The sequence below is a fragment of the Sphaerisporangium fuscum genome, assembly GCF_018531465.1.
Lineage (GTDB): Bacteria > Actinomycetota > Actinomycetes > Streptosporangiales > Streptosporangiaceae > Sphaerisporangium > Sphaerisporangium fuscum.
Genome location: NZ_JAHDTF010000002.1, coordinates 41,668 through 57,447, shown reverse-complemented (window position 1 = coordinate 57,447; position 15,780 = coordinate 41,668). Strand labels below are relative to the sequence as shown.

Sequence of the window (15,780 nt, the reverse complement as noted above, 5' to 3'; positions counted from 1 at the left end):
CCCGTGATGCGACGGGCCGCGATGGAGATGACGGGAGCCGGGGTGAGCCCCGGCGCCGGTTGCGGTCCTGCCTACCTCGTCGGCGTCGCCGTTCCCGAGCCGCCCCTCGGATCCCGGCACGACGGCGACGGGGACGCCGAGATCGCGCGGGCCGAGGCCTCCGTGGAGAGGGTCGCGGCCGATCTGGAGGTTCGGGGCGAGGCCGCCGGGGGAGACGCGCAGGACGTCCTGCTGGCGCAGGCCATGATCGCCCGGGATCCCGTGCTCGCCGCCGACGTCGCCGAGCTCATCCGCCTGGGTACGACCGCCGAGCGGGCGGTCTACGAAGCTTTCATGAAATATCACGACCTGTTGGCCGAGGTCGGCGGCTACCTCGGCGAACGGGTCGCCGACATCGACGACATCCGCGACCGCGTGATCGCCGACCTGAGCGGCGTGCCGATCCACGGCCTGCCCGGAGAGGCGGAGAAGCCGTACGTCCTGGTCGCCCGCGACCTCGCGCCCGCCGACACGGCCACGCTCTCCAAGGAGGTCGTGGCGGCCTTCGTCACCGAACAGGGCGGCCCCACCAGCCACACCGCGATCCTCGCGCGGTCCATGGGCGTGCCCGCCGTGGTGGCCTGCGCCAACGCCACCTCCATCATGGACGGCACCCTGCTGCTGGTCGACGGCACCACCGGCCGGATCGTGCTGGAGCCCTCCGAGGACGAGATCCACGCCATCGTCCGCGCGGCCACCGTCCGCGGCACGGTGCTCGCCTCGGCCACCGGCCCGGGAGCCACCCTCGACGGCCACCGCGTGTCCCTGCTGGCCAACATCGGAGGCCCGCAGGACCTCCCGTCCGCCATCCACCACGGCGCCGAGGGCGTGGGGCTCTACCGCACCGAGTTCCTGTTCCTCGACCGCGAGGAGGCCCCGTCCGAGGAGGAGCAGGAGGCCGCCTACCGCCAGGTGCTGGACGCCTTCCCCGGCGGTCCCGTGGTGGTACGGGTCCTCGACGCGGGGGGCGACAAGCCGCTCGGCTTCCTGCCGCCGATCGAGGACGAGCCGAACCCGGCTCTCGGGGAGCGCGGCATACGCATCCTGCGCATCTTCCCGGAGGTGATGGAGGGGCAGCTCCGCGCCCTGGCCCGCGCCTCCAAGAGCTCCTCGGCCCGGCTCCACGTCATGGCCCCGATGGTCGCGACCGCGGAGGAGGCCCGGTGGTTCACCGAGGCCGTCCACGCGGCCGGGCTGTCGTCCGCCGGCATCATGATCGAGATCCCCGCCGCCGCCCTCAGGGCCGCCGACCTCGCCGCGGCCGTCGGGTTCTTCTCCGTCGGCACCAACGACCTCGCCCAGTACCTCTTCGCCGCCGACCGCGAGGTGGGCACGCTGCGGGACCTGCAGGACCCCTGGCAGCCCGTCCTGCTCGACCTGGTCGCCCTCGCGGCCTCGGCTGGGGTGCCGTGCGGGGTCTGCGGCGAGGCCGCCTCCGATCCCGCGCTCGCCTGCGTGCTGGTCGGGCTCGGCGTGACCTCGCTGTCGATGGGCGCGCCCGCCCTGCCCTGGGTGCGCGCCACGCTGGCACGCCACACCCTCGACCAGTGCCGGGCCGCCGCCGTCGCCGCCCGCTCGGCCCCCACCGCCGAGGCCGCCAAGGCGGCCGCCAGGGTTCACCTGCCCGGCCTGGTCGACCTGGCCGTCTGAGAGGGGGCGCCCGTTTCGGCGGGTGTACACCGCCGCGTCCCGGATACGGTTGACGCCATGGCTCGATCCCTCCCCCCGGTGGCCCTGCTGTTGATCGCGACGCTGACGGCCGCGTGCGGTTCCCCGAGCGGGGGCCAGGCGCCGCCGAGTTCGAGCCCGCCGCCCCGTCCCTCCGCCGCCGCGGCGCCCTCGCCGTCCGCGTCACCCTCGGCGAGCCCGAGTCCCTCCTCGCCGGTCTCCGCCACACTCGCCGCGATGAGCGTCGAGGAGAAGGTCGGCCAGCTGTTCATGCCGGTCGTCTACGGCTCGCGGGCCGACGGCGCGCACGGCGAGAACCAGGCCAGGTTCGGCGTGGGGACCCCCGCCCAGATCGTCCGGAAGTACCATCCCGGCGGGGTCATCCTGTTCCCCTGGGCGGGCAACGTCTCCGGCGCCGAGCAGATCGTCAAGCTCACGGCCGGGCTGCAGAAGGCGTCCACCGTCCCCCTGATCATCGGCGCGGACCAGGAGAACGGCCTGGTCTCCCGCCTGGCCCCCCTCGTCACCGAGGTGCCGGGGAGCATGGCGATCGGCGCCACCCGGCGCCCCGCCGACGCCCGTACGGCCGCCCGCGTCACCGGCGAGGAGCTGCGCGCGCTCGGCATCGACCTCGACTTCGCGCCGGTCGCCGACGTCAACGTCAACCCGGCCAACCCGGTCATCGGGTCCCGCTCCTACGGCTCCGATCCGGCGCGGGTGGCGACGATGGTGGGGGCCGCGATCGAGGGCTTCCACGACGCCGGGGTGGGGAGCGCGGCCAAGCACTTCCCCGGCCACGGGGACACCAAGGTCGACAGCCACAGCGGCCTGCCGGTGATCCAGCACTCGCGGTCGCAGTGGGAGAGGATCGACGCGCCGCCGTTCCGGGCCGCCGTCGAGCACGGGGTCGACATCGTCATGTCCGCCCACGTCGTGATGCCCAAGCTCGACCCCTCCGGCGACCCGGCGACGCTGTCCAAGCCCATCCTGACCGGGCTGCTGCGCGAGAAGCTCGGCTACGACGGCGTCGTGTCGACCGACGCGCTCGACATGCAGGGCGTGCGCGAGAAGTACGGCGACGCCGAGGTCGCGGTGCGCGCCGTCCTCGCGGGGGTCGACCTGCTGCTGATGCCGCCCGACTTCCGTAAGGCGTACGGCGCGGTGCTCGACGCGGTGAAGTCCGGCCGCATCTCCCGCGCCCGGCTCGACCAGTCGGTCACCCGCCTGCTGGCGATGAAGGCCGCAAGGGGCGTCCTGGACGGATCGGCGGCCGGCGAGGGTGAGGCGGGCGACGTGCTGCGCTCGAAGGACCACCGCACGGCCGCCCAGGGCATCGCCGACCGCTCGGTGACCGTGGTGAAGGGGGCCCGCGGCCTCCCCCTCAAGGGAGACGTCCTGGTCACCGGGCCCGCGGCCAAGCGCCTGGCGGGCATGCTGGACGGCGCCTCGGCCGCCGCCACGGGCGACACGCCGACGTCCGCCCAGATCGCCGGCGCCCGTTCGGCCGCCGCCAAGGCCGACACCGTGGTCGTCACGACCGAGGACGCCGGGCCGGCCCAGAGCCGTCTCGTCTCCGCGATGGCGGCCACCGGCAAGAAGGTCGTGGTGGTGTCGATGGGCGCGCCGTACGAGCTGGCGCGGCTGCGGGGGTACGACGTCGCCCTCGCCGTCTACTCGCGGGGGGAGCCCTCCCTCAAGGCCGCCGCCAAGGCCCTCTCCGGAGACCTCAAGGCCAAGGGGGTGCTCCCCGTCCGCCTGCGCGGGTGACGAGGAGGGGTGGGCACGCGCTGGCCGTATGCCCCGTCTTACTCTGAAAGGCCCGACTTATCCGAGAGGCCGAGCCGGAGTGAAACGGGCGGGCCGGACAGAAGGAGCGGACGTGCTCAAGGGTGTGCTCATCGACTGGGGTGGCGTTCTCACCACGGGTCTCCACGAGGCGATCAGCGAATGGCTCGTCGCCGACGGCATCGACGCCGACCACTACCGTGAGCTGATGCGCGAGCTCATCCAGCACGCCTACGACGGCGACGGGCGCGCCGGTGAGAACCCCATCCACGCGCTGGAGCGGGGAGAGATCGACGTCGCCGCCTTCGAACGCGATCTGGCCGCGAGGCTCCTCACCGTCCATGGCGTGCCCCCGGTCGCCGAAGGCCTGCTCACCCGGATGTTCGCCGGCTTCCAGCCCGTGCCCACGATGTACGACATGCTGCGTGCCGCCCGAAGCGCCGGCATCGCGACCTGCCTGGTCTCCAACTCCTGGGGCGACCACTACCGGCGGGAGGGCTGGAACCTCTACTTCGACCAGGTCGTCATCTCGGGCGAGGTGGGCATGCGCAAGCCGGAGCCCCGGATCTTCCACCACGCGCTCGGGCTGGTGGGGCTGCGTCCCGAGGAGTGCGTCTTCATCGACGACATCGAGGCCAACATCGAGGCGGCCCGCGCGCTCGGCCTGGTCGGTCTCCACCACCGCGACGCGGACGCGACGATCGCGGCGATGGAGGAACTCTGCGAGATCACGCTACGTGTCGCGTGAGCCGAACGTACGGTCGTGGCCCTGCCGCCTGAGTTGACCGTACGGCCTCTGGCCTGCCGCCTGAGCTGACCGTACCGCGCCGCCGGCGTGCCGCCGACGGGGCGCTCGGCGTGACGGTGTGCCGTCGAGGGCTCGGCGGCTGGCACACTCGTGTGTGTGATCGGCGCGGCTCAGACGCCGCGATTCGGAAATATCGTGATTGAGGAACGCATGCGCGTCTACTTGCCATGCACCCTTCCCGCGCTGGCCCGTGTGGCCGCCGAGGGGGAGCTCGGCCCGGCCCCGCTCACCGGCTACGCGGTGACCCCCGCGCTCGTGGAGTGGTACGTCTCCGGCGACACCGAGGAGCTCGAATACGTCGCCCTGACCGACGCCGCCAGGGCATCCCTGCGGATGCTGGCCGCCGACCGCGCCGACGGGCTCGACGTCCCGGCCCGGCGCGTGGTGATCGCCGCCGAGGTGCCCGACGACACCGTCATCGCCTCGGGCGCCGACATCGAGGAGCGGTCACGGGTGCGCGTCCCCGATCCGGTGCCGATGAAGAAGATCGCCGCCGTCCACGTCGACGACCCGCAGGCCGTACCCGACATCGAGGTGGCGCTCGCGGCCGTGTTCCGGGCCGACGGCGGCGACGAGGACGCCCGGTTCGAGGTCGACGGCGCCGAGGCCCACGAGCTCATGTGGTACGCCACCCAGGAAATCCCCGACCTGCTCCCATAACCGCTCGCCCGCCGTACGGCGGCGCCGAATTCACCGCACACCTTCCCGCCGCCCCGGCGCCGACCGGAAGGCCCGGAGGCTGGGGGAGTGTGGGGGTGAGGTGGCGCTCCCGTAACTCTCTCGCCCGCCGTACGGCGGTCCTGGCCTTCGGCGTGTACCTTCTGGCCGGTGTCCCGACCAAGGCCGGGAGGGAGGGGGAGTGTCGGGCGGGAGGGGTGGCTGGGGTTGGGTGGTCGTGTCATGCGGGGATGCACGATCAGCGGTTAGGCTTGACTTCGCTATGAAGCACATCATCTGGGACTGGAACGGCACGCTCTTTCACGACATCGACGCGGTGGTCGCGGCCACCAACAAGGTCTTCGAGCCTTACGGCCTTGCCCCCTTCGACAACGACGGCTTCCGGGCCGCCTACACCCGCCCCATCTGGGTGGCCTACGAGCGCATGCTCGGCCGCCCGCTGCGCGAGGGCGAGTGGGAGGCGCTCGACCAGGCCTTCCACGACAACTACCACGAGTTGATGTTGTCCTGCGTCCTGGCCGAGGGCGCGCTCGACTGCCTGCGCACCTGGGCCGACTCCGGTCGCTCGCAGTCGCTGCTGTCCATGTGGGCGCACGAGCGGCTGGTGCGCAAGGCGGCCGAGCTGGAGATCTCCCACTACTTCGACCGCATCGACGGCCTGCTCAACGGTGCCCCCGGCGGAGGCAAGGCCGAGCACATGGTGGTCCACATCGAGTCGCTGCGGATCGACCCCTCCAAGGTGCTCGTGATCGGTGACAGCCTCGACGACGCCCACGCCGCTCAGCACGTCGGCGCCACCGCCGTCCTCTACACGGGCGGCATGACGAGCCGCACCGATCTCGCCGCCTCCGGCTTCCCCGTCGTCGACACCCTCGTCGAGGCGTTCAACTACGCGAACTGACGATCCGTCACCGGTCTCCGCCCGAGATGCCCCTCTCGTCCGGTGACAAGTTGGGCATGGGGTGCGGCCGGGGGACGAGATGGTCGTACTCTGAGCCCGACTCGTTTCGCAGGTGTGGAGGCCCCCCATTAACCGTCTCGTGCTGTGGAACGTCGACCTCACCCTGGTCGACGTGGCGATCGTCACCCGTGAGGCCTACGCCGACGCGTTCCGGCAGGTCACCGGGCGTCCGCTCGTGAAGCTCGCGCCCGCGATGGGCCGTCCGGACTCGGAGATCATCTTCGAGACGCTCGCCATCAACGGCGTCGCTCCCGGCGACGACGACCTGCCGAGGTTCATCGACGCGCTCACCGCCACGTTCGCCGCCAGGCGCAAGCGTCTCGACAAGGACGGCCGGGTCATGCCGGGCGCCAAGGAGGCGCTCAAGGCCGTCGCCAAGCTCGACGGCGTCGTCCAGTCGGTGCTGACCGGCACGATCAAGAGCAATGCCGTGCACAAGCTGAAGGCCTTCGGCCTGGACAAGTTCGTCGACTTCGAGGTCGGCGGGTACGGCGAGGAGGTCTACCCGAAGGCGAGCCTTCTGCAGGTCGCCCAGGGCAGGGTGAAGCAGGTGTACGGCTTCGCCTGCGACGGCTCCAACACCGTGCTGGTCGGCGACTCCACCCGGGACGTCCAGGCGGCCGCCATCGCCAGGGTCCCCGTCATCGCGGTCGCCTCGGGACGCTCGACCGCCGCCGAACTGCACGAGGCGGGCGCCGACATCGTCCTGCAGGACCTCGTCAACCCCTCCGAGGTGGTCGCCGCGATAGCCCGCCTGACCAGCCCGGTCGCCAGTCCCTGAGGCGGGGTTCGTCCGGCTCCGCGGGTGGTGCCGGCCGTGACGGATCACTGCCCGATCGTTCATCCCAGGACGGGTTGCCTGGTTCCGGTCTCGGCGGCACGGCGGATGGTGTCGAGCAGGCGGTGGAGGCCGACGCCGGTCGCGAAGTCGGGGACGGTGCGGGCGCCCGTGCGGATGTCGCCGGCGAGGGCGGCGTAGAGCTGGGCGACGTTCAGGACGGTCGCGTCGGGGACGTCCGGCGCCGCGGTACGGAACCGCGCCGGCACCGGCAGGTCCTCCGCGGCGCCGCCCACCCCCCGGGAACCGCGCAGGCCGAGGGCGCTGATCTGCAGGCCCATCGGCCCTTCGTCACCGGAGACGATGGACAGGTCGCCCTCGGTGCCGGCGATCTCGACGACGGTACGGCCGTCGGTGACCTTGCCGGTGTGCAGGTGCGCGGAGAGGACGGCGCCACGGGCGAGGTTCGCGTGCACCAGGACCTGGTCGGGGCTGGTCACCTCGATGACCTGGTCGGTCCCGCTCACGGTGTAGCGCGGCCGCTGGATCGACAGCATCGCCGACAGTTCGGTGATGTCGCCCAGCACGTACCGCACCGCGTCCAGCGTGTGGCCGCCGATGACCTCCAGGTTCCCGGCGCCGTTGGCCTTGTCCAGCGTGTAGACGCTGAAGGCGGGCAGGTCCTCCGCCGCGCCCTTGCCGTTGGCCGCGTAGAGGTTCACCGAGGTGACCCGGCCGACGTAGCCGTCGGCGACCAGTTCCCTGGCGTACATGACGGCGGGGGAGTACCTCGCCTGCAGCCCGAGCGCGTGGTGCACCCCTTTCTCGTCCGCCAGCCGGAGAAGGCCTTCCGCCTCGGAGGTGGTCAGGGCCAGTGGCCACTCGCACAGGACGTGCTTGCCGGCCGCGAGCGCGGTCGCGATGAGTTCGGCGTGGTGGGGCACCTTCACGGTGATCGACACCAGGTCGACGTCGGGGTGCTCGGCGAGCCGCCGGGGGTCGGTGAAGGCGTGCCGGGCACCGAACTTCGCCGCGGCGGCGCGGGCGGTGTCCTCCCTGCTGGTGCCCACCGCGGTGAGCTCGTACTGCGGCAGAGCCCGCAGAGCGGGGACGTGGGCCCTGACCGCCCATCCGCGATCGGGGTTGGCTCCGATGATGCCTACACGGATCTTGTCCATGACGATCCTCTCAAGTGGACACATCGCGTCCGATTGGCTCGCCACGATATCTAAGCGGACCCCTTCTGTCCATTTGACTGCACAGGATCGCCTGGCGACTTCCCTTCATACATGGGATGACCGTATGATTTCGATCCCATCACTGATCCTCACGAAGTCGGAGGCCCACAGGTGCCACAGCAACGGTTCGTGACCGTCGTGACCGGCGGCAGCCGCGGAATCGGGGCGGCGATCTGCGCCCGCCTGGCGTCCGACGGCCACGACATCGTCCTCGGGTACCGCTCCGACGGCTCCGCCGCCGCCACCGTCGCCGCGACCGTCCGCGAGAGGGGTGGCGCCTGCGCCACGGTCCCCGTCGACACCGCCGACGAGGCCTCCGTCGACCGGCTGTTCGACGCCGCCACCGAGCTCGGCGCCGTCACCGGCCTCGTCAACAACGCCGGGATCAGCGGGCCCAACGGCCGCCTCGCGGACGCCGACGTCGCCGGGATGCGCCGGGCCCTCGACGTCAACGTGCTCGGCTACCTTCTGTGCGCCCGCCGTGCCGTCCGTGACCTGGCCCGCAACGGGGGCGGCGCCATCGTGAACATCTCCTCCGCCGCCGCCACCATCGGCAGCCCGGGACAGTACGTCCACTACGCGGCCTCCAAGGCGGCGGTCGACGCCATGACCGTCGGACTGTCCAAGGAGGTCGCGGCCGACGGCATCCGGGTCAACTGCGTGGCGCCGGGCACCGTCTGGACGGACTTCCACCAGGATCCGCAACGTCCGGCGAAGGTCGCTCCCGGCATCCCTCTCGGCCGTGCCGGGCAGCCGGAGGAGATCGCGGGAGCCGTCTCCTGGCTGCTGTCCGCCGACGCCTCCTACACCACCGGCGCGATCCTGCGCGTGGCCGGGGGGCTGTGACGGCACCGGAATTCCGGGCCGATGGTCTCGTCGTACTTGAAGGCGGCTCTGACCAGCGGGAAGTACTGCTCGGTGCCGCCGCGCACCCGCCGTGCTCGGCACTTGATTTGTCGCCGTCCTTCCGGCTTGTCTGGCAGTGAACGCATCACGACCCGTTGCGTCCCGACGCCTACCGAAGGATCCCGATGCCCACCTCCACGGCCCACGTCCTCACCGCCCGCCCCGACCGGTACATCAAGCAGCTGGTCGCCCACATGGGCCACAGAACCAGCACGGAGATCTCCGGCGACGGCCGGGGAGTGATCACGTTGAGCCGCGGGCGCTGCGTGCTCGTCCCGCTGCGGGACGGGCTGCGGATGATCGCCAGTGCCGCGGACGCGGAGGGCGTCGCCGCCGTACAGGATGTCGTCGCCCGCCACCTGCTGAGGTTCGCCACCCAGGAGGAGCTCAAGGTCGAATGGACCGAGCCCGTCGCGGCCGACGCCGTGCACATCGTCGATCCGGTCGTCGACGACTACGTGTCCACCCACTGCACCCCGGCCGACGAGGTGCTCCAGGAGCTGGCCGTGCGCACGCGGGAGGCCACCGGCGACGCCTCCGGGATGCAGGTGTCCCACGACGAGGGGGCCTTCCTGACCATGCTGGTGCGGATGATCGGCGCGCGGCGGGCGGTGGAGGTGGGGGTGTTCACCGGCTACTCCTCCATCTGCATCGCCCGCGGGCTGCCCGAGGACGGCCGCCTGCTCGCCTGCGACGTCAGCGAGGAGTGGACGTCGATCGCCCGGCCGTACTGGGAACGCGCGGGCGTGGCGGACCGCATCGACCTCAGGATCGGCCCGGCCGTCGAGACCCTGCGCGCCCTTCCCGACGAGCGGGACCTCGACTTCGCCTTCGTCGACGCAGACAAGATCGGCTACCCGGTGTACTACGAGGAGATCGTGCGACGGCTGCGGCCGGGCGGCCTGGTCGTCCTGGACAACGTGCTGCTCGGCGCCCGCGTCGTCGACCCCGCCTGCCAGGAGGAGCACCACGTGGCGATGCGCGCCCTGAACGACATGATCGCCGCCGACCCCCGCGTCGAATCGGTCATGCTCCCGCTGCGCGACGGCGTCACGATCGCCCGCAGACTCTGACCTCACCACGCCCTGGGGAACACGGCCCGACCCGGAGCGCCGCCAAGGCGCGGAGGTGAAGGACCATGGCCCGGGGCGGTGTGTGGATGAGGACCATGCGGTGCGGGGATCCCATGTGACGAAAAGCCACCGGCGGCCGCGGCGGTGTGTGGGTGAGCGGTATGGCGTGCGGGCGGGGGTGGGGGCAGGATGAGGGCATGGTTGAGGAAGGTGCGTTGCTCTGGGAGCCGTCTCCCGAGGTCGTCCGCGATGCGAAGATCACCCGGTTCGCCGCATGGCTCGGGCGGCCGGGGGAGTACGACGACCTGTGGCGGTGGTCGGTCGAGGCTCCCGAGGAGTTCTGGACGTCGGTCTGGGACTACTTCCAGGTCGTGGGTGAGCGTGGCGACGGGCCCGTCATCAAGGGAACGATGCCGAACGCCAAATGGTTCGACGGGACCACCCTGAATTACGCCGCCAACGCCCTGCGCGGCGATCCCGGCCGGCTCGCCGTGATCGCCCGGGACGAGAAGGGCGGCCGCCGCACCTTCACCTACGGCGAGCTGGCCGACGAGGTCGCGCGGGTACGGGCCGGGCTGGTACGGCTCGGCGTGACGCGCGGCGACCGCGTGGCGGCGTACCTCCCCAACACCGCCGAGGCGTTGATCGCCTTCCTCGCGACGGCCAGCCTCGGCGCGATCTGGTCGTCCTGCTCGCCCGACTTCGGCGCCTCCAGCGTCGTCGACCGGTTCACCCAGATCACCCCGAAGGTGCTCATCGCGGTCGGCGGCTACAGTTACAACGGCCGCGACTTCGACCGGTCGGCCGTCGTGGCCGACATCGCCGCCAAGCTGCCGACCCTGGCGGCGACCGTGGTGGTCGGCGAGGCGTCGTGGGAGGAGTTGCGCGCCGAGAGCGCCCCGCTCGCCTTCGAGCCGGTGCCGTTCGACCACCCGCTCTGGGTGGTCTACTCGTCGGGCACGACCGGGCTGCCCAAGCCGATCGTCCACGGGCACGGCGGCATCGTGCTGGAGCACCTGAAGGCGCTCACCTTCCACCAGGACCTCGGTGAGGGCGATGTGTTCTTCTGGTACACCACGACCGGCTGGATGATGTGGAACTTCCTGGCCGGCGGCCTGCTCGTGGGTGCCACCGTCGTGCTGTACGACGGCAGCGCCACGCATCCCGGCGCCGACGCGCTGTGGCGCCTCGCCGCCGAGGAGGGCGTCACCTACTTCGGCACCGGCGCGCCGTACATCGTGGCGTCCATGCGGGCGGGGGTGCGCCCAGAGGGCCTCGGACGACTGCGGGGCGTGGGCTCCACCGGCTCACCGCTGCCGCCCGAGGGGTTCGGCTGGCTGTACGACGTCCTGCCCGGCGTCCAGCTCGGGTCGTTCTCGGGCGGCACCGATGTGTGCACGGGTTTCGTGGGCGCGGTCCCGCTGCTGCCCGTCCGGGCCGGGGTCATCCCGTGCCGCTGCCTCGGCGCGCTGGTGGAGTCGTACGACCCGGACGGCCGGCCGGTGGTCGGCGAGGTCGGCGAGCTGGTGCTGACCAAGCCGATGCCCTCGATGCCGGTGAAGTTCTGGAACGACCCCGACGGCGAGCGCTACCAGGAGAGCTACTTCGCCGACTATCCGGGCGTGTGGCGGCACGGCGACTGGATCAAGATCCTCCCGGACGGCGGGTGCGTGATCTACGGCCGGTCCGACTCCACGCTCAACCGCGGCGGCGTCCGCATGGGCACCAGCGAGTTCTACCGGGTCGTCGAGCGGTTCCCGCAGATCGAGGACAGCCTGGTGATCGACACCGGCCAGCTGGGGCAGGAGGGCCGCCTGCTGCTGTACGTGACCATGGCCGAGGGGGAGACGCTGACCGACGAGCTGGTGGCGAAGCTCAAGGCGACGCTGCGCGACGAGCTCTCCCCACGTCACGTGCCGAACGAGATCCACGAGGTCCCCGGCATCCCGCGCACGCTGAGCGGCAAGAAGCTGGAGGTGCCGGTGCGCAAGATCCTGCTCGGCACCCCGGTGGAGAAGGCCGCCAACCCCGGCGCCATGGCGAACCCCGAGGTCCTGAAGCACTTCCTGCCGTAGCCGCGCACCTCAGACGGTGACGACGACCTTGCCCCTGGCGTGGCCCCCGGCCACGTACCTCACCGCGTCGGGAGCCTCGCCCAGGGGGTATGTCCTGGTCACGACCGGTGTCACCTGCCCGGCGTCGATCAGCTCGGCCAGGTCGCGAAGGTCCGCCCCGCGCGGCATCGCGACCAGCACGCGCAGCCGGTGCCGGACGAACGGTGACAGCAGCGTCGCCCGGAACTGGCGGCCCATGCCGGTCCACCGCCCGCCGCCCTCGCCGCCCATGAGCACAAGGGTCCCGCCCGGGGTGAGGACCCGCCGCAGCCGGGACAGCGGGCGGTCGCCGGCGATGTCGAGGATGACGTCGTAGCGGGCCGGCCCGTCGGTGAAGTCCTCGCGCGTGTAGTCGATGACGTGGCCCGCGCCGAGCGAGCGGACCAGATCCGCCTTGTCCGTGCCGCACACGCCGGTGACCTCGGCGCCGAACGCCTTGGCGAGCTGCACGGTGTAGCTCCCCACGCCGCCGCCGGCCCCGGTGACCAGCACCTTCTGCCCCGGCTGGACCTTTCCTGGTTCCCGGAGGCCACGCAGGGCCGTGGTCGCGGACACCGGGACGGCCGCCGCCTGCTCGAAGGTGAGCGTGGCGGGCTTGGGCGCGAGCTTGTCCTGCCGGGCGAGGGCGTACTCGGCGAAGGCCCCTTGGCAGGTGCCGAACACCTCGTCTCCCGGGTGGAACCCGGTGACGTTCCGCCCGGCCGCCTCGACGACCCCGGCCACGGCCATACCGGGCACCTTGCCCCTGGGGGCGCGCAGCCCGGCCGCCAGCCGCACGGCGTACGGCAGGCCCGTCGTCAGGTGCACGACGCCCGAGTCCACCCCCGCCGCGCGCACCCGCACGAGCACCTCGTCGTCCCCGGGCGCCGGCGGGTCGATCTCTCCCAGCCGTAGGACCTCGGCCGGGCCGTACCTGTCCTGCAGGATCGCTTTCACGGGATCTCCTCCGCGCTGTCGTTGTATTGGAAGACCTTGTCGAGCGGGACCCCGAAGACCCGCGCGATCTGGAAGGCCATCTCCAGGGACGGCGAGTAGCGGCCCTGCTCGATGGCGATGACGGTCTGGCGGGTCACGCCGATGCGGGACGCCAGCTCCGCCTGGGTCATCTCCCCATGGGCGAAGCGGAGGGCCCGGATCGAGTTGGTGACCTTGGTCGGCTTCACCACGGCCAGAAGCCCCGGCGGTAGGCGACGATCTTCGCGGCGGACCCGAGGACCGCGGACAGGAAGAACGCCAGGTAGAGCACGTTGGCGATCCAGAACTGGTCGACCCGGGCCATCGCCAGGACGAGGGCCGCGACGCCGCCGGTGACGACGAACGACTGGCCCATGTGGTCGCCGAACCGGCTGATCTCCCGGTCGCGCTGGTCCTTCTTGCCCGCGTCCTCGGGGGCGAGGGCCGAGACCACCACGCGCAGGACGATCGAGGCGACGATCGAGGCGCCGATGGTCCACAGCATCAGGGGGACGTACGGCACCTCGGCGGCCGGGGTGGAGCCGATCCGCCCGAGGAGCAGCGTGACGTACGTCGCGTAGGCCGCGGTGGAGACCACCGCCATGATCCACGCGAGCTTCTCTTCGAATGGCACGCCTTGAATGTAAAGCAGCGTGGACACCGTGTCTAGTTTTCTTTACATCACCGCGAAGCGACGCCTCCGTCACGGTGCGCGCGTGGCTGGTCGTCTACCCCCGCAGCGCGGTCAGACCGCCTGGGGGAACCGGAACAGGCGGCCCGGGTCGTAGGCGGCCTTGACCTTGGCGAGGCGGGTGGCGTTGGCGCCGTAGTAGGCCTGACGCCACCCGCTCAGGGACGGGTCGATGTAGTTGACGTAGGCGTGGTCGCCGAAGTGCGGGGACATGGCCGCGTGGGCACGGCCGAGCCACGCCGCCGCGCCCGCCATGTGCGCGTAGTACTGCACACTGAAGATCGCGGCGCGGTGCGGGAACGCGGTGGCGTCCGGACGCAGCCGGGCGACGGCGCCGCCGAGGGCGTCGAGCAGCACGGCGTGGCGGCCCGGGAGCGCGGTCTGCTCGACCAGGGCGTTGATGCCCGCGGCCGACAGCGGCCTGTACGCCATGTGCGACTTGGCGGAGAAGGCGTCGCGCGGGAAGCGGCCGTCGGCGGTCTGCCCGGGGAGGTCGCCCGGCCGGTGGCACTGGGAGACCGTGCGGCCGGAGCAGCCCGCCATGAGCATCATCGCGTGGCTGTAGGACGCCTGGCTGACGTAGCGGCTGGACGGCCGCGAGCCGATCTTCGAGATCAGGGGCTCCAGCTGCCGTTCGCAGTCGGCCTGGGAGCCGAGGTAGAGGCCGCCGATCTGCAGGTCGAGGCCCGGGTCCTTGTTGAGGTGCAGGTTGGACCACATGGCGTCCGGCGCGTACGGCGCCCACGCCTGCCAGGCGGCGATCGCCTTGCGGGCGAGCGACCAGGGCCAGTGCAGGAAGAAGACGGTGACCTGGCGCGTGGGGTGGGTGCGGAAGGTGAAGGACACCGCGACACCGAAGTTGCCGCCCCCGCCACCGCGCGAGGCCCAGTACAGGTCGGGGTTGTGGTCGGCGTCGCAGGTCAGCACGCGCCCGTCGGCGGTGACGATCTGCAGGGACTCGAGCACGTCGCACGTGAGGCCGTACTTGCGGGCGACGACGCCGATGCCGCCGCCGAGGGTCAGGCCCGCCACGCCCACGGTCGGGCACGAGCCCGCGGGGATGCTGACGCCGTGGGCGGCCAGCCGGTCGTAGACGTCGATCAGCTGCGCCCCGGCGCCCACGACGGCCCGGCCGGAGGCGGCGCTCACGGTGTTCATGCGGGAGACGTCGATCACCAGGCCGGTGCCGGTCGACCAGCCGGCGTAGCTGTGGCCGCCGGACCGCGAGGTGACCGGCACGCCGAACTTCTTGGCGAAGGCCAGACATTCGGCCACGTCGGAGGGGCCGGCGCAGTAGGCCACCCCGCTCGGCCGTATACCGTCGAAGGACGGGCTGTACAGGCGCCGGGCCGCGTCGTACGAGGCGTCGCCGGGGCGGATGAGACGCCCGGCCAGGCCCTTGCCGAGGGCGGTCCAGTCGGAGCGCGAAGGGGCGGTCCTGGCACCGGTGCGCGCGGCGGCGCTCGCGCCGCCGGCCCAGGCCGGGCCGCTCGCCGTCGTGTGCGCGCAGCCGGCGGCCATGGCCGTGGCGGTGACGGCGGAGACGCGGAGGAAGCTCCGGCGGTCGAGCGCGGCGCGCATGGTCAATCTTCTCCCAACACGAGATCACGGATCGCGAAAGCTCGCGCCCGTTCTGTGAGACGTGCTGGGTGAAGGCTTGGTTTATCTCGACTCGATAACGGTGCACGTGGAGGCGGCGCAAGGGTGGCTTTGAACGGGAACCGAGCATGATTCCCGGACAAGTTGACGTTTCATCTGTGATGGGCTGGTATCGGTACGTCGGGAGACGATCCGGTCAACGGAGATCGGTGAACTTGACTCCCCAACTGTGGAGGTGTCGCGTGTCCGGGAGCGTGCTCGGTGGCGCGGTCGAGGGCGGGAACGGGCGAGCGGCCCCCCGCCGCGAGGGGCGCGGAACCCGCGCGGGCGCTTCGCGCCTCGCCGGGGCCGGGCTTGTGGGATGCTTGTCCCACCGCCCCCTCCTCTTTGCTGCCGTGGACCCAGCCTGTCCGCGGCGCCGTGACCATGCCCCCGTCATGGAAGCACGGTGCCGGCTGTGACCACTTCGAAACAGGCGACCCCCTCAC

General features: G+C 71.8%; 14 protein-coding genes. 9 read left to right on the top strand and 5 right to left on the bottom strand.

Annotated elements, in window-relative coordinates:
- Positions 1-6: 6 nt before the first annotated feature.
- The 6 genes from ptsP (at position 7) to KIK05_RS01385 (ending at position 6,720) form a co-directional block, all read left to right on the top strand.
- On the top strand, positions 7-1,689 hold the full coding sequence (gene ptsP / locus KIK05_RS01410) for a phosphoenolpyruvate--protein phosphotransferase (protein ID WP_214408922.1): 1,683 nt from the start codon (positions 7-9) through the stop codon (positions 1,687-1,689).
- A 57-nt stretch (positions 1,690-1,746) separates the two neighbouring features.
- Positions 1,747-3,474, top strand: coding sequence for a glycoside hydrolase family 3 protein (locus KIK05_RS01405; RefSeq protein ID WP_214408645.1), 1,728 nt, complete (start codon positions 1,747-1,749; stop codon positions 3,472-3,474).
- Positions 3,475-3,586: 112 nt separating this feature from the next.
- On the top strand, positions 3,587-4,240 hold the full coding sequence (locus KIK05_RS01400; protein ID WP_308249691.1) for an HAD family hydrolase: 654 nt from the start codon (positions 3,587-3,589) through the stop codon (positions 4,238-4,240).
- A 210-nt stretch (positions 4,241-4,450) separates the two neighbouring features.
- A complete protein-coding gene (locus KIK05_RS01395) occupies positions 4,451-4,960 on the top strand; it encodes a DUF6912 family protein (protein ID WP_214408643.1) in 510 nt (169 codons plus the stop codon).
- A 280-nt stretch (positions 4,961-5,240) separates the two neighbouring features.
- Positions 5,241-5,879, top strand: coding sequence for an HAD family hydrolase (locus tag KIK05_RS01390; protein WP_214408642.1), 639 nt, complete (start codon positions 5,241-5,243; stop codon positions 5,877-5,879).
- 139 nt (positions 5,880-6,018) lie between these two features.
- Positions 6,019-6,720, top strand: coding sequence for an HAD family hydrolase (locus KIK05_RS01385; protein ID WP_308249690.1), 702 nt, complete (start codon positions 6,019-6,021; stop codon positions 6,718-6,720).
- A gap of 59 nt (positions 6,721-6,779) precedes the next feature.
- Here KIK05_RS01385 and KIK05_RS01380 read toward each other — a convergent pair whose 3' ends face one another.
- On the bottom strand, positions 6,780-7,895 hold the full coding sequence (locus tag KIK05_RS01380; protein WP_250562085.1) for a Gfo/Idh/MocA family protein: 1,116 nt from the start codon (positions 7,893-7,895) through the stop codon (positions 6,780-6,782).
- Positions 7,896-8,084: 189 nt separating this feature from the next.
- On the opposite strand from KIK05_RS01380, the gene KIK05_RS01375 reads away from it, so the two are divergent.
- From KIK05_RS01375 to KIK05_RS01365, 3 genes are all read left to right on the top strand, one after another.
- The gene (locus KIK05_RS01375; RefSeq protein WP_308249689.1) at positions 8,085-8,801 is read left to right on the top strand and encodes an SDR family NAD(P)-dependent oxidoreductase; all 717 of its coding nucleotides are present in this window, start codon (positions 8,085-8,087) and stop codon (positions 8,799-8,801) included.
- Between the two features lie 185 nt (positions 8,802-8,986).
- A complete protein-coding gene (locus KIK05_RS48655) occupies positions 8,987-9,934 on the top strand; it encodes a DUF2218 domain-containing protein (RefSeq protein WP_308249688.1) in 948 nt (315 codons plus the stop codon).
- A gap of 197 nt (positions 9,935-10,131) precedes the next feature.
- Positions 10,132-12,009 (top strand): acetoacetate--CoA ligase, encoded by a 1,878-nt coding sequence (locus KIK05_RS01365; protein WP_214408639.1) that lies wholly within the window; start codon positions 10,132-10,134, stop codon positions 12,007-12,009.
- Positions 12,010-12,018: 9 nt separating this feature from the next.
- Here the strand turns inward: KIK05_RS01365 and KIK05_RS01360 are convergent, their stop codons facing one another.
- From KIK05_RS01360 to KIK05_RS01345, 4 genes are all read right to left on the bottom strand, one after another.
- Positions 12,019-12,984, bottom strand: coding sequence for an NAD(P)-dependent alcohol dehydrogenase (locus KIK05_RS01360; RefSeq protein ID WP_214408638.1), 966 nt, complete (start codon positions 12,982-12,984; stop codon positions 12,019-12,021).
- Entirely contained in the window at positions 12,981-13,211 is a 231-nt protein-coding gene (locus KIK05_RS01355) for a helix-turn-helix transcriptional regulator (RefSeq protein WP_372455558.1), read from the bottom strand. Before KIK05_RS01355 ends, KIK05_RS01360 begins: the two co-directional genes overlap by 4 nt.
- Positions 13,208-13,636: a hypothetical protein gene (locus tag KIK05_RS01350; protein WP_308249687.1), complete on the bottom strand. Its 429-nt coding sequence runs from the start codon at positions 13,634-13,636 to the stop codon at positions 13,208-13,210. Before KIK05_RS01350 ends, KIK05_RS01355 begins: the two co-directional genes overlap by 4 nt.
- A 111-nt stretch (positions 13,637-13,747) precedes the next feature.
- Positions 13,748-15,274, bottom strand: coding sequence for an FAD-binding oxidoreductase (locus tag KIK05_RS01345; RefSeq protein ID WP_214408636.1), 1,527 nt, complete (start codon positions 15,272-15,274; stop codon positions 13,748-13,750).
- Positions 15,275-15,780 lie beyond the last annotated feature (506 nt).

What these genes read in the sequence shown, in the direction of transcription:
- KIK05_RS01405 (WP_214408645.1), top strand. Translation starts at nt 1,747, where the DNA reads ATGGCTCGATCCCTCCCCCCGGTGGCCCTGCTGTTGATCGCGACGCTG.
- KIK05_RS01390 (WP_214408642.1), top strand. Translation starts at nt 5,241, where the DNA reads ATGAAGCACATCATCTGGGACTGGAACGGCACGCTCTTTCACGACATC.
- KIK05_RS01365 (WP_214408639.1), top strand. Translation starts at nt 10,132, where the DNA reads ATGGTTGAGGAAGGTGCGTTGCTCTGGGAGCCGTCTCCCGAGGTCGTC.
- KIK05_RS01395 (WP_214408643.1), top strand. Translation starts at nt 4,451, where the DNA reads ATGCGCGTCTACTTGCCATGCACCCTTCCCGCGCTGGCCCGTGTGGCC.
- KIK05_RS01345 (WP_214408636.1), bottom strand. Translation starts at nt 15,274, where the DNA reads ATGCGCGCCGCGCTCGACCGCCGGAGCTTCCTCCGCGTCTCCGCCGTC.
- KIK05_RS01380 (WP_250562085.1), bottom strand. Translation starts at nt 7,895, where the DNA reads ATGGACAAGATCCGTGTAGGCATCATCGGAGCCAACCCCGATCGCGGA.
- ptsP (WP_214408922.1), top strand. Translation starts at nt 7, where the DNA reads ATGCGACGGGCCGCGATGGAGATGACGGGAGCCGGGGTGAGCCCCGGC.
- KIK05_RS48655 (WP_308249688.1), top strand. Translation starts at nt 8,987, where the DNA reads ATGCCCACCTCCACGGCCCACGTCCTCACCGCCCGCCCCGACCGGTAC.